Origin of the sequence: Plantactinospora alkalitolerans (genome assembly GCF_015690345.1) — a bacterium.
In the GTDB taxonomy this organism is placed as follows: Bacteria; Actinomycetota; Actinomycetes; order Mycobacteriales; family Micromonosporaceae; genus Plantactinospora; species Plantactinospora alkalitolerans.
In genome coordinates this window covers 13,798-27,258 of the sequence record NZ_JADPUN010000128.1, presented here as the reverse complement: position 1 = coordinate 27,258, position 13,461 = coordinate 13,798, and the positions used below count along the sequence as shown (strand labels likewise).

Sequence of the window (13,461 nt, the reverse complement as noted above, 5' to 3'; positions counted from 1 at the left end):
GATGCGACTCGTCACCTATCGCCGCGCCGGCGAGGTGCGACATGGCCGGCTGACCGACGACGACCGGGTGGTCGAGTTCGGCGACGGTGACCTGGAGGGTTACCTGACCGGCCGGACCGATGACGCCGGAGGGCTCGAAGTCGCCCTGGCCGAGGTCGAGCTGCTGGCTCCGCTGCTGCGTCCCGGCAAGCTGCTGGCGGCGGCCGCGAACTACCAGGACCACGTCACAGAGACCGGCGGCGAGCCGCTGGACAAGTCGCGGCTGAGCCCACGGCTGTTCCTCAAGCCGCCGACCTCGATCGTCGGCCCCGGTGCGACGATCGCGCTGCCGGCCGTCAGCACCGAGGTCGACTGGGAGGCCGAGCTCGCGGTGGTGATCGGCCGCCGGGTCCGCGACATCAGCGAGGCGGACGCGCTCGACGCGGTGGCCGGCTACATGACGTCCAACGACGTCTCCGCCCGCTCGGTCGACTACGGCTTCCCGCGTGACACCGACGACAAGGCGGTCTGGTTCTTCGACTGGCTGGCCGGCAAGTGGCTCGACGGCTTCGCGCCGCTCGGGCCCTGGCTGGTCACCGCCGACGAGGTGCCCGACCCGCAGGCGCTCTCCGTGCACCTCGACGTCAACGGCGTCACCAAGCAGACCGGGTCGACGAAGGACATGATCTTCAGCGTGGCGGAGCTGGTCGCGCACGCGTCACGACTGATGACCCTCGAGCCCGGTGACGTGATCCTCACCGGTACGCCGTCCGGCGTGGGCGCCGCGACGGGTGAATTCCTGACGGCCGGCGACGTGATGACCGTCGCCGTCGGCCAGCTGGGCCAACTCCGCAACACGGTGGCCTAGCCACCACCCCCACTGAGAGGTCCATCATGTTCAGAAACCGGATACGGGTGGCGGTCGTCGGGCTGACGGTCGCCGCTCTCGCGGTCGGCGGCTGCACCGGGCCGTCGACCAGCAGTGGAACGACCCCCGACAAGGCGCTCAACATCTACCTCTACCAGGAGCCGGCCGGGGTGTTCAGCCCGATGGCTCCGATCAACGGCCCTGACGGCCAGGTCATGTCCTTCATCTTCGAGGGGCTGCTCGGCGTCGACCCCGACTACAAGCTCCAGCCCCGGCTGGCCGAGAGCCACGAGGTCTCGGCGGACGCGAAGACCTTCACCTTCAAGCTCCGCCAGGGTCTCAAGTGGAGTGACGGCACGCCGTTCACGGCGAAGGACGTGCTGTTCACCTACAACCTGATGGCGAACCCGAAGACCACCAGCTCGACCGCCGGCAACTACACCGGAGTCGAGGGCGTCGCGGACTTCGCCGCCGGCAAGGCGACCAGCATCTCGGGCTTCTCCGCGCCGGACGACAACACCTTCGTCATCAAGGCAACGAAGCCGAACTTCGGGTTGCTCGCGCTGATCGGCAGCGTCTGGATCCTGCCGGAGCACGTCCTCGGCAAGGACAGCCCGGACGCGGTCGCGAAGAACCCGTTCTTCCGCAAGCCGACCGTGGGCATGGGCCCGTACACGTTCGTGGACTACAAGACCAATCAGTACGTGCACGTCACGGCGAACCCGAACTACCGCAGCCCGGCGAAGATCAAGGACGTCTACCTCAAGCCGATGACGTCCGACAACGCCACCGCCCAGCTCGGCAACGGCGGCATCGACATCGCCTCGTACTCGCCGACCGACCTCGGGACGGTCTCCGGCTTCAGCAGCGTCAGCACCCAGGAGAAGCCCGGCGCCGGCTTCGTGCGGATCGCGCTGAACCAGTCGAAGCCCTACTTCAAGGACGTCAAGGTCCGCCAGGCGTTCCTGTACGCCATCGACCGCAAGCAGGTCGTGCAGACCGTGCTCGCGGGCAAGGCCGAGGTCCGGCTGTCGAACTTCGCCAAGGCCAACGAGCCGGCCGGACTCAACGAGTACGCCCAGGACGTCAACAAGGCCAAGCAGTTGCTGGCCGAGGCGGGCTGGGACAGCAACCGTGAGGTGCAGCTTCAGTGGGTGCAGGGCCAACGGGACCGGGACGCCACCTCGACGATCGTGCAGAGCCAGCTCGCGGCCGTCGGCGTGAAGGTCAAGCTCACCAACATCCAGGCCGCGGAGATCACCAAGACGTACGCCAACAAGTCGTACGACATGGTGCTCTACGGCGGCGGTAACTACGCGGTCGACTCGTCGACCATCAACGGGATCACCGCGTGCGCCAACGCCTATCCCGCCGGTGGCAATATCAACTTCTTCTGCAACCCGCAGCTCGACGAGCTGATGGCGCAGGCGAACGCCACGGCCGACCAGGCGCAGCGCAAGGCGCTCTACGACCAGGCGGCGAAGCTGGAGAACGAGCAGGTCGACCTGATGTGGCTGTACTCGCCGTACGGACTCTGGGCGGTCAACAAGAAGGTCCAGGGCTTCCGGGCACCGGGCTCGCAGGACGCGGTGTTCTGGGACCCGGCGAGTTGGAGCATCACGGGCTGACCGGGAGCGCCGCGGTCGGGTCGGTCAACGGCGCCCGACCCGACCGCGGTCCGCCTTATCACTGAGAGGAGTTGGCATGGGGGCCTTCCTGGTCCGGCGACTGTCGATCAACGTGCTGGTGTTCTTCCTGATCACCATCGCGGTCTTCGCGCTGGTGCACAAGACGCCCGGCGATCCGATCGCCATGCAGATCCCGGCCGACCAGCTCAACTCCGGCAGCGCCGACTTCATCGCGCAGAAGCGGGCCGAACTCGGCCTCGACCGTTCGCTGGTGGTGCAGTACTGGCACTGGCTGACCAACGCGCTGCACGGCGACCTCGGCTACTCCCTGCTCAACGGGCGGCCGGTGACCGAGTTGCTGGGCGAGCGGATCGGCCCGACCATCGAGCTGATGGGCGTCGGCCTGCTCATCTCGCTGCTGATCGCGTTCCCGTTGGGCATCCTCGCCGCCCGCCGCCGCAACTCCTGGCTCGACTACGGCGCCACCGTGGTCAGCCTCGGCTCGGTCTCGATCCCGGTGTTCTTCGTGGCGCTGATCGTGATCTACGTGTTCACGCTGAAGTTCCAGTGGTTCCCGTCGTCGGGCATCTCCGATCCGACCAACCCGGGCCTGCTGGACAGCCTGCACCATCTGGTCCTGCCGGCGCTGATCCTGGGCTTCGGCAACTCCGGCCCCTTCATGCGGTACGTCCGCAGCAGCATGATCACCGAGTTGGACGCGGACTACGTGCGGACCGCCAACGCCAAGGGCGCGTCCCCGCGCCGGGTGGTGCTGCGGCACGCGTTCCGCAACTCGCTGATTCCGGTGCTCACCGTGATCGCCACCAACCTGCCGCAACTGCTCGCCGGGGCGGTGGTCATCGAGCAGGTCTTCGCCTGGCCGGGCATGGGCCAGCTCGCGGTGAGCTCGGTCAACCAGCACGACTACTCGGTGATCGTCGGGTTCGCCCTGCTGATCGCGATCATCGTGCTGCTGTCGAACCTGCTCGCCGACGTGCTCTATACCGTCGTCGACCCGAGAGTGAGGCTGCGATGACGACCACGACACTGGCGGCGGCGCCGGCCGGGCGGTCCCCGACGGCGGCGGCCCTGCGCCGCTTCCGCAAGCATCCGGCGGCCGTGGTCAGCGTGCTGTTCATCGCGCTGGTGGTGCTCGCCGCGATCTTCGCGCGGCCGCTGTCCGGGCACGACCCCAACGCGATCGACCTGCTCAGTGCCCGCACCGGCCCGTCCGGCGACCATCTGCTCGGCACCGACTCGACCGGCCGCGACGTGCTCTCCCGGCTACTGTTCGCCGGTCGGATCTCGCTCGGCGTCGGCATCGCCTCGGCCGTCATCGCGGTGGTCGTCGGCACCCTGCTCGGCAGCATCGCCGGCCTGCTCGGCGGCTGGGTCGACGGCCTGGTGATGCGGCTGGCCGACGTGTTCATGTCGTTCCCGTCGCTGGTGGTGATCGTGGTGGTCGCCGGCATTCTCGGCCCCAGCGTGCTCACCATGGTGATCGCGATCGGGCTGTTCCAGTGGCCGGTCTGCGGCCGGATCGTCCGCGGTGTCACCCTCTCGCTGCGCGAACAGGAGTTCGTGCTGGCCTCCCGGGCGACCGGCGCGGGCCCACTGTGGCTGATGCGAAAGCACATCATTCCGGCCGCCCTGCCGCCGGTCAGCGTCGTCGCGACGCTCGCCGTCGCGCAGGCGATCGCCCTGGAGGCGACCCTGTCGTTCCTGGGCCTCGGGGTGCAGCCACCGGCGTCGAGCTGGGGCAACATGCTCACCGACGCGCAGAGTCTGACCGTCATCCGCAGCGAGCCGTGGCTCTGGCTGTCGCCGGGTATCGCGGTGGCCCTGACCGTGCTGGCCGTCAACTTCGTCGGCGACGGTCTCCGCGACGCGGTCGACCCGAGGTCGGCGTCATGACCGAGCCGCTGTTGCAGATCAAGGGCCTGAGCGTCGACTTCCGCACCGACGACGGCGTGGTGCACGCCGTCACCGACGTCAGCCTGGCCGTCCAGCCCGGCGAGATCGTCGCGATCGTCGGCGAGTCCGGTTCCGGCAAGACGGTCACCGCGATGTCCGTGCTCCGGCTGTTGCCGAAGGCCGCCGAGGTCAGCGCGGACGCGATCGCCTTCCGGGGTACGGACCTGCGGACGCTCTCCGCCGCCCGGCTACGGGCGATTCGGGGCGGTCCGGTCGGGATGATCTTCCAGGACCCGATGACCGCGCTGAACCCGGTGATGACCATCGGTGGGCAGGTGGCCGAGGCGGTGCTGCTGCACCAGCGCCGGCCGGACCGGAAGGCCGCCTGGCGGCGGGCGGTCGAGCTGCTCGGGCTGGTCGGCGTGCCCGACCCGGCGGAGCGGGTCAAGCAGTATCCGCACGAGTTCTCCGGCGGCATGCGGCAGCGCGCGATGATCGCGATGGCGATCGCCAACGACCCGGACCTGATCATCGCCGACGAGCCGACCACCGCGCTGGACGTGACCATCCAGGCTCAGGTGCTGGCACTGCTGCGGAAGGCGCAGGCGGAGACCGGCGCGGCGACCATCCTGATCACCCATGACCTGGGCGTCGTCGCCGAGCTTGCCGACCGGGTGGTGGTGATGTACGCCGGCCGGGTGGTCGAGTCCGCCGGCGTACGGGAGCTGTTCGCGGTGCCGAGGCACCCGTACACGAAGGGTCTGCTGGCCAGCCTGCCGCGGATGGACCTCGACGTCGACCAGCTCGACCCGATCCCCGGCAATCCGCCCAACATGGCCGCCCCGCCCGCCGGATGCCCGTTCCACCCGCGCTGTCCGCTGGCCCGCGACCGTTGCCGGACCGAACTGCCACCGCTGCTGGAGATCGGTGTCGGTCGCAGCAGTGCGTGCCACTTCCACGACGAGCTGGCGGTGACCGCATGACGAGCCTGTTGAAGGTCGAGGGCCTGCACAAGCACTTCCCGATCCGCCGTGGCGTGCTGCGCCGACAGGTGGGCGAGATCCGCGCCGTCGACGGCGTCGACCTCGAACTGAACACCGGCGAGACGCTCAGCCTGGTCGGCGAGTCCGGCTGCGGGAAGTCGACCACGGGGCGGCTGCTGGTCCGACTGCTCGAACCGACCGCCGGGAAGATCCTCTTCGAGGGCGCCGACCTGGCCACGCTGTCCCAGCGTGAGCTGCGCGCCAAGCGGCAGTCGATCCAGATCATGTTCCAGGACCCGTACGCGTCGCTGTCGCCCCGGATGACGGTGCACGAGATCGTCGCCGAGCCGCTGCGGGTGCAGGGCCGGTACGCCGACGGTGGCGCCGACCGGGTCAGGGCGCTGCTGGAACTGGTCGGGCTGCGGCCGGAGCACGCCCGCCGCTACGCGCACGAGTTCTCCGGCGGGCAGCGGCAGCGGATCGGGCTGGCCCGGGCGCTCGCCCTCGATCCCCGGCTGCTGGTGCTCGACGAGCCGGTCAGCGCCCTCGACGTGTCGGTGCAGGCGCAGGTGATCAACCAGCTCCGTGGCCTGCAGGACCGGCTCGGACTGGCCTACGTGTTCATCTCGCACAACCTGTCGGTCGTGCGGCACATCTCGCACCGGGTCGCGGTGATGTACCTGGGGACCATCGTGGAGACGGGTACCCGCGCCGACATCTTCACCGCGCCGACGCACCCGTACACCCAGGCCCTGCTGTCGGCGATCCCGGTGCCCGACCCGGTCGGCCGGGACGAGCGGGAGCGGATCACCCTGGCCGGAGACGTACCCAGTCCGAGCAACCCACCGACCGGTTGTCGGTTCCGGACCCGGTGCTGGAAGGCTCAGGAGGTGTGCGCGCACGAGGCGCCCGCGTTGATCGACCGGATCGGCGTCGGGCATCCCAGCGCATGTCACTTCCCCGAGGTCCCAGCCACCATCGGCGGCGCGTAGGAGAGTCCACAATGCCGAGTTCACCCCGCACCTCCGTCGACGACGCCAAGCCGGCGTCGGCCAACTACCACGCCAACGCGCTCGCGCGTGGGCTCGCCCTGCTGGAGATGCTGGCGGCGGCACCGGAGCCGCTGACCCTGACCGAGTTCAGCAACGCCACCGCCCTGCCGAAGAGCACTCTGGTGCGGCTGCTTGCCGTGCTGTCCGAAATGGAATATCTGGTCCGGGTCGACGAACGCCCGTCCTACCGGCTCGGCCACAAGGTGCAGCGGCTGGCCGCCGCGTACGTGTCCAACCTGGACCTGACCCTGGTCGCCGAGCGCTACCTTCAGCCGGTCGCCGTGGGCACCGGGCAGACGGCGAACCTCGGCGTTCTCGACGGCGACCAGGTGTTGCACATCTGCGTCGCCGAGCCGGACCGGCCGCTGCGGTTCACCACCGCGCTGGGCGCCCGTGACCACACCTACGCCACCGGCCTGGGCAAGGTGCTGCTCTCCGAACTGCCCGACGACCAGGTCGGCTCGGCCGTGCCGGCCGAGCCGTTCCCGGCGTTCACCGAGAACACCCTGACCACGCTGACCGACCTGCGCAAGGACCTGAGGAAGGTGACCCGGCGCGGCTACGCGCTCGACGACAACGAACGCAGCGTCGGCCTGCGCTGCGTCGCGGTGCCGGTGCGGATCGACGGCGACTGCCTGGCCGCGGTGAGCGTGTCCGGGCCGGCGGGGGAGTTCAGCACGGCCAAGCAGCACGAGTACGTCGCGGCGCTGGGGGAGGCGGCCGTGGCGGTGACCGACGACCCGGACTTCGTCACGGCGCTGCGGATCGTGCACCGTTCCCTGCGGGTCGTCGGTCGCTCATGAGCCGCTCAGCCCAGGTAGGCGATCGCCTCGATCTCCACTCGTACATTGGGGTGGCCGAAATCGACCACGACGGTCGTGCGGGCCGGCGGAGCCTGCGGGAAGCGGCGCCGGTAGACCTCGTTGAACGGCGCGAACAGGATGGCGTTCGACAGGTACGCACCGATCTTGACGATCTGGTCGGGGCGGGCGCCGGCCGAGGCGAGTACCGCCTCCACGTTGTCCAACGTGCTCTCCACCTCGCGGGTGAAGTCGCCGACGAAGACGTTGTTCTCGTGGTCGGTGGCGACCTGGCCGGAGACGAAGACGAAGTCGCCCGCCTTGGTGGCGGAGGACAGTGGCACGGGGGGCGTGGGAAGCCCTTCGGGGTGGAATCTCTCGATCATTGGAACATGGAATCACATTCCATGCGAGCTGCCCATGCCTGGTGACCTGCTGCTCGCCGGCGGGCTGGTGGTCGACGGATCCGGCGGGCCGACGGTCACGGCCGACGTGCTGGTCCGCGCCGGCCGGGTCGCCGCGATCGGTTCCGGGCTGTCCGCGCAGGCGGTGCGCGACGTCACCGGCCGCGTGGTCTGCCCGGGTTTCGTCGACATCCACACCCACTCCGACCTGACGCTGCTCTCCGACCCGCGGGCGCTGAGCGCGGTGCACCAGGGGGTGACCACCGAGGTGGTCGGCAACTGCGGGTTGAGCGTCGCGCCGCTGGCACCGGGCGCGCCGGTCGGACCGATCCGGCAGGCGGTCGGCTACCTCGACCTCGATCCGGCGGTCGACTGGTCCTGGCCGGACCTGAACGGCTACCTCGCGGTGCTGGCCGCCGCCGGCCCCGGAGTCAACGTGGCCGCCCTGGTCGGACACCTCGCGCTGCACGCCTCGGTGGTGGGCTTCGCCGACCGGGCCGCGGATCCCGCCGAGATCGACCGGATGCGCGGGCTGCTGGGCGAGGCGTTCGACGCGGGCGCGGTCGGGCTCTCCACCGGACTGGTCTACGCGCCGCTGCCCTACGTGCGCGACGCCGAGCTGCTGGCCCTGGCGTCCGTGGTCGCCGACCGGGACCGGATCTTCACCTGGCACGTGCGCAACTACGACGACGAACTGCTCGACTCGGTCGGCCAGGCGGTCCGGATTGCCCGGGCGACCGGTGCCCGTACCCAGATCTCCCACCTCGCCGCCGTCGGCCGCCGGAACTGGGGCGCGGTCCGGCGCGCCCTCGACCTGGTCGACGCCGCCAACGCGGACGGCTTCGACGTCGGCGTCGACATCTACCCCTACCTGCACGGCAACGCGCCGCTGTCGCAACTGCTGCCGGCGTACGCCCAGGAGGGCGGGCCGGAGGCGTGGGCGCCGCGGCTGCGGGACCCGGCGCTGCGCGCGGAGATCCGGGCCGCCTGGCTGGACCGGCCGACCGGGTGGGACGAGCTGACCCTGAGCTGGACCAGCCGGCCCGCGCCGGACCCGGTCGTCGGGCGGTCGATCGCCGCGCTCGCTGAGGCCGCCGGCGTCGACGCCGCCGACCTGGTCCTCGACCTGCTCGCCGAACTGGGCAACGGGGTGCTGATGACGGCCGGCGGGCGCAGCGACGACGACCTGCGCACGGTGCTCGGCCATCCGGCGGCGGTGGTCGCCTCCGACGGGCTCGCGCTCGACCCGGGCGGCGTGACCGGTGCCGGCGTCCCGCACCCGCGCAGCTACGGCACCTTTCCGCGGTTCCTGCACCGGTACGCCACCGACCTGCCGGACGCGGTACGGCGCTGCACCTCGGCGCCCGCCACCCGGGTCGGGCTGCACGACCGTGGTCTGCTCCGGCCGGGCGCGCCGGCCGACGTGGTGGTCTTCGACCCGGCGCGGCTGACCGACCGGGCCACCTTCACCGCGCCGCACCAGTTCGCCGCCGGCATCGACCTGGTGCTGGTCAACGGCGTGGTCACCGTCGACGGGGGAGCGCACACCGGCAGCCGGGCCGGGAACGTCCTGACAACCAGCAGAGCGTGAGAGGCAACAGATGATCGACGTGCACACCCACTGCCACCTCGCCGAGCACTGGGGCTGCGAGTGGCACCGCAACTGGCAGCCGGTCTACGGCCACGAGTACGCCGACCGCACCCCGGAGCAGTACGACGAGGCGATGGCCGCGGCCGGCGTGGACCTGGCGTTCGTTTTCGGCATGCGGGCCACCCGGGCCGGCGTGATCACCCCCAACGAGTACGTCGAGGAGTTCTGCGCGCAGACCTCGACCGACACGCTCGGCTTCATGGCCCTCGATCTCTCCGACGCCGACGTTATGGAGCAGCTCGCCGACGGGATCGCCCGTGGTCTGCGTGGCGTGAAGCTCTACCCGGTGCTGGCCCACTTCGACCCGCGCGACGAGGCGCACGACCCGTTCTTCCGGGCGGCGACCGAGGCCGGCCTGATCGTGCTCTGGCACATGGGCACGACGCCCAGCCCCGAGGGGCGGTTGGAGCTGACCAACCCGCTGCTGGTCGACGACGTGGCCCGCCGGCACCCCGACCTCAAGCAGATCGTCGCCCACCTGGGGCATCCCTGGCAGCGCGAGACGATCGTGGTGCTGCGGAAGAATCGCAACGTGTTCGGCGACGTGTCGGCCTCGTGGGCGCGGCCGCTCGACGGGTTCATGGCGCTGGTCCGGGCGCAGGAGTGGGGCGTGGCGGAGAAGCTGCTCTTCGGCTCCGACTTTCCGATGTGGACTCCGGCCGGCGCGGTGGCGGGGCTGCGCTCGCTCGCCGAGATGCGGCCGTCCGGGCTGCCTGCGATCGAGCCGTCGACGATCGAGTGGCTGCTGGACGGTGACCCGCGCGCGGCGCTGGGGCTGGCATGATCCCGCTCGCCGAGCTGCCCACCCCGACGCTGCTGGTCGACCTCGACCGGCTGGAGCGCAACATCGCCTCGATGGCCGGTGCCTTCGCGGCCGCCGGCGTCGGGCTGCGGCCACACATCAAGACCTCGAAATGCTGGGAGGTGGCCCGCCGGCAGCTTGACGCCGGAGCGATCGGGTTCACCTGCTCGACCGCCGTCGAGGTGGCCTGGCTGCAGAGCCGTGGCGTTACCGACCTGCTCTGGGCACACGTCCCGATCGGGCCGCGCAAGGTCGCGTTCGTCGTCGACTCGATCGCGCGGCACGGCGGCGGGCTGACCGTGTCGCTGGACTCGGTCGAGGCGGCGCGGCCGTTGTCCGTCGCGGCGGAAGCCGCCGGGGTCACGGTGCCGTTCGTCCTCGAGGTCGACACCGGGCACGGCCGGCTCGGTGTGGAACCGTCCGCCGCGATCGCGACGGCGGCCGGGATCGCCGCGCTGCCCGGCCTGCGGCTGCGCGGCGTACTGACCCACGAGGGGCACATCTCCGCGCTGGCCGAGCGCTCGGACCTGGAGAGGGCCGGCGCGGCCGCCGGTACGCTGCTGGTCTCGATCGCCGAGGATCTGCGTGCCGCCGAGTTCGCGGTGGAGGTCGTCTCGGTCGGGTCGACGCCCGGTGCCACGTCGGCGCCGTTCGTGCCCGGGGTGACCGAGGGACGGCCCGGTACCTACGTCTACTTCGACGGCAACCAGATCCGGCTCGGCAGCTGCACGCTCGACCAGTGCGCGCAGACCGTGCTTGCCCGGGTGGCGTCGGTACGGCGGGCCGGGCGGCCGATCATCGACGCCGGGGTCAAGGCGATGAGTTCCGACACGATCGCGGTGGCCGGCGGCGTCGGTCTGGTGCTCGACCGTCCGGGTGTCACCTTTCCCGAGGCCAACGAGGAGCACGGTTTCCTGCACGAGGGCGACGCCGATCCGCTGGCGGTCGGCGACCTGGTGCGGCTGGTGCCGAACCACGCCTGCGGCACGACCAACATGTGGAGCCACCTGTACGCGGTGCGCGGCGACATGGCGGTCGAACGCTGGGAAATTTCCGCCCGGTACTGACCGGGTCTGTTGACATGGAATGGCATTTCACGTTGGCTTGGCAGCCATGAAGGTTCTGACCATCTACGCTCATCCGGCGGACACGATCACCAACTGCGGCGGCACCCTGGCCCGTCACGCGGCCGCAGGTGACGAGGTGGTCGCGCTGATCCTCACCCACGGCGGCAGGATGCACGCCAACCGGTACGCCGAGGAGTGGCGCAAGGAGCACCCCGACGAAACGATCGTGGGGGCCGACCTGGACGCGATCGCGGCGCACAAGAAGGGCGAGCTGGAACGGGCGGCGGAGATCGTCGGCATCTCTCGGGTGATCACCCTCGACCTCGACGACCACTACGCCGCCCTCCAGGAGGCGGTCGTTGACCAGATCGCCGAGCAGCTCGCGATCGAGCGACCCGACGTGGTGATCTGCGACTACCCGGTCAATCCGGTGATGGCCGCCAACGTGCACACGGTCGCGACGGTGAGCGTGCTGGCCGCGCTCGGCCGCGCCGGCATGTTCCTGCGCAACCTGGACGGCCGGTCGGAGTTCCACGTCAAACAGGTCTTCTTCACGTCGCTGCCGGTGATCGCCGCCGACGGACTGAGCCTCCACGGGCTGCGCAACGACGTCTACATCGACATCACCGAGGTGGTCGGCAAGAAGGTCGCCGCGATGGACTGCTTCGACAGCCAGGGCTACTCCGGGCTGTTCGCCCGCAAGCTCATCGAGGCCAACAACGGCGAGCACGGCCGGGTGGCCGGCGTCAACTTCGCCGAGGCGTTCTACCGGCTGAACAACGAAACCCACACCCTGCTCCCGGTCACCGAGGCCGCGCGCAGCGAGGACGTGCTGACCCGGCACATCACCTACAGCCGGCTCGACCTGCGGGCAACCTACCCGCTGTAGATACTTGGAGGCTGGTGGCCATGGCAGCTCGTTACCTCAAGTCCGCCCCCCTGGTGACCCACGACGACGCCCGGTCCCAGGGCGTACGCGAGACGGTCGCGGCGGTGATCGCGGACGTCCGGTCCCGTGGCGACGCGGCGGTCCGGGAGTATTCGGAGAAGTTCGACAACTGGTCGCCCGAGTCGTTCCGGCTCGGCGGCGAAGAGATCGAGCGGATCGTCGCGACCGTTCCCGAACAGGCGATCGCCGACATCACCACCGTGCAGGCCCGGGTACGCGACTTCGCACAACGGCAGAAGGAGTCCCTGCACGACTTCGAGGCGGAGGTCGAGCCCGGGGTCTTCCTCGGCCAGAAGAACATCCCGGTGGCGGCGGCCGGTGCCTACGTGCCCGGCGGCCGCTATCCGCTGGTGGCGTCGGCGCACATGACCGTGGTGACGGCGAAGGTCGCCGGTGTCGAGCGGGTGGCGTCCTGCACACCGCCGATCCACGGCGAGATCCCGGCCGCGACGGTCGCAGCGCTGCACCTGGCCGGCGCCGACGAGATCTACCTGCTCGGCGGCACCCAGGCGGTGGCCGCGATGGCGCTGGGCACCGAGACGATCGGCAAGGTCGATCTGCTGGCCGGTCCCGGCAACGCGTACGTCGCGGAGGCCAAGCGCCAGCTCTTCGGCGAGGTCGGCATCGACCTGTTCGCCGGCCCGACCGAGATCCTGGTCGTCGCCGACGCCGCCGCGGACCCGTTCGTGGTCGCGGTCGACCTGCTGAGTCAGGCCGAGCACGGCCCCGACTCGCCGGCCATCCTGATCACGGACTCGGAGCCGCTGGCCCGGCAGGTCATGGAACTGATCGAGCAGATCCTGCCCGGCATGCCCACCCGGGACTTCGCCGGACCCGCGTGGCGCGACCACGGCGAGGTGGCGGTGGTGGCGGACCTGACCGAGGCGTTCTCGCTGGCGGACTCGTACGCCGCCGAACACGTCCAGGTGTTGACCGAGTCGCCGCGCGACGCCCTGGACCAGATGCGCAACTACGGCGCGCTGTTCCTGGGCGAGGGAACCTGCGTCTCCTACGGCGACAAGGTGATCGGCACCAACCACACCCTGCCCACCCGTGGCGCGGCTCGCTACACCGGTGGCCTGTGGGTCGGCAAGTACCTGAAGACGGTCACCTACCAGGAGGTGACCAACCGCGAGGCGAGCGTCGAGCTGGGCCGGCTGTGTGGCCGGGCGGCCCGGGTCGAGCTGTTCGAGGGGCACGCCCGCTCCGGCGACGTCCGCGCCCACAAGTACGCCGCCGACCCCCTGCCCTGGGCCCCACCCGGGGTCTGAATCGGGCCACCGCCGGCCCTGCCGACCGTACAGCCGGCCGGGGCGGTCGACGAGTCGAGGCTCGCGCCCCGCTGACGCCCCGGCAAAAATCGT

13 protein-coding genes are annotated in these 13,461 nt (G+C 70.5%); 12 read left to right on the top strand and 1 reads right to left on the bottom strand.

Annotation, left to right across the window (positions count from 1 at the left end; all coding sequences use genetic code 11):
- Position 1: 1 nt before the first annotated feature.
- The 7 genes from I0C86_RS11835 to I0C86_RS11805 all read left to right on the top strand — a co-directional run bounded on the left by I0C86_RS11835 (position 2) and on the right by I0C86_RS11805 (position 7,227).
- Positions 2-847 (top strand): fumarylacetoacetate hydrolase family protein, encoded by an 846-nt coding sequence (locus tag I0C86_RS11835; RefSeq protein ID WP_196201278.1) that lies wholly within the window; start codon positions 2-4, stop codon positions 845-847.
- Between the two features lie 26 nt (positions 848-873).
- The gene (locus I0C86_RS11830; protein WP_196201277.1) at positions 874-2,475 is read left to right on the top strand and encodes an ABC transporter substrate-binding protein; all 1,602 of its coding nucleotides are present in this window, start codon (positions 874-876) and stop codon (positions 2,473-2,475) included.
- A 76-nt stretch (positions 2,476-2,551) separates the two neighbouring features.
- Complete coding sequence (locus tag I0C86_RS11825) at positions 2,552-3,511, top strand: ABC transporter permease (protein WP_196201276.1); 960 nt, start codon at positions 2,552-2,554, stop codon at positions 3,509-3,511.
- Complete coding sequence (locus tag I0C86_RS11820; RefSeq protein WP_196201275.1) at positions 3,508-4,389, top strand: ABC transporter permease; 882 nt, start codon at positions 3,508-3,510, stop codon at positions 4,387-4,389. Before I0C86_RS11825 ends, I0C86_RS11820 begins: the two co-directional genes overlap by 4 nt.
- On the top strand, positions 4,386-5,372 hold the full coding sequence (locus I0C86_RS11815; RefSeq protein ID WP_196201274.1) for an ABC transporter ATP-binding protein: 987 nt from the start codon (positions 4,386-4,388) through the stop codon (positions 5,370-5,372). The genes I0C86_RS11820 and I0C86_RS11815 overlap by 4 nt, the downstream gene beginning before the upstream one ends.
- Positions 5,369-6,364 (top strand): ABC transporter ATP-binding protein, encoded by a 996-nt coding sequence (locus I0C86_RS11810; protein WP_196201273.1) that lies wholly within the window; start codon positions 5,369-5,371, stop codon positions 6,362-6,364. The genes I0C86_RS11815 and I0C86_RS11810 overlap by 4 nt, the downstream gene beginning before the upstream one ends.
- A gap of 11 nt (positions 6,365-6,375) precedes the next feature.
- Positions 6,376-7,227 carry an IclR family transcriptional regulator gene (locus I0C86_RS11805; RefSeq protein ID WP_196201272.1) on the top strand — a complete coding sequence of 284 codons (852 nt, stop codon included), beginning with the start codon at positions 6,376-6,378 and terminating at the stop codon, positions 7,225-7,227.
- Between the two features lie 5 nt (positions 7,228-7,232).
- Here I0C86_RS11805 and I0C86_RS11800 read toward each other — a convergent pair whose 3' ends face one another.
- Positions 7,233-7,610: a RidA family protein gene (locus I0C86_RS11800; RefSeq protein ID WP_196201271.1), complete on the bottom strand. Its 378-nt coding sequence runs from the start codon at positions 7,608-7,610 to the stop codon at positions 7,233-7,235.
- 34 nt (positions 7,611-7,644) lie between these two features.
- On the opposite strand from I0C86_RS11800, the gene I0C86_RS11795 reads away from it, so the two are divergent.
- From I0C86_RS11795 to hisD, 5 genes are read left to right on the top strand one after another with little or no spacing between them, the layout of a single operon-like run.
- A complete protein-coding gene (locus I0C86_RS11795) occupies positions 7,645-9,219 on the top strand; it encodes an N-acyl-D-amino-acid deacylase family protein (protein ID WP_196201270.1) in 1,575 nt (524 codons plus the stop codon).
- Positions 9,220-9,229: 10 nt separating this feature from the next.
- On the top strand, positions 9,230-10,063 hold the full coding sequence (locus tag I0C86_RS11790; RefSeq protein ID WP_196201269.1) for an amidohydrolase family protein: 834 nt from the start codon (positions 9,230-9,232) through the stop codon (positions 10,061-10,063).
- The gene (locus I0C86_RS11785; RefSeq protein WP_196201268.1) at positions 10,060-11,148 is read left to right on the top strand and encodes an alanine racemase; all 1,089 of its coding nucleotides are present in this window, start codon (positions 10,060-10,062) and stop codon (positions 11,146-11,148) included. Before I0C86_RS11790 ends, I0C86_RS11785 begins: the two co-directional genes overlap by 4 nt.
- Positions 11,149-11,194: 46 nt before the next feature.
- The gene (locus I0C86_RS11780) at positions 11,195-12,037 is read left to right on the top strand and encodes a PIG-L deacetylase family protein (protein ID WP_196201267.1); all 843 of its coding nucleotides are present in this window, start codon (positions 11,195-11,197) and stop codon (positions 12,035-12,037) included.
- 20 nt (positions 12,038-12,057) lie between these two features.
- Positions 12,058-13,368: a histidinol dehydrogenase gene (gene hisD / locus I0C86_RS11775; RefSeq protein WP_196201266.1), complete on the top strand. Its 1,311-nt coding sequence runs from the start codon at positions 12,058-12,060 to the stop codon at positions 13,366-13,368.
- Positions 13,369-13,461: the final 93 nt, after the last annotated feature.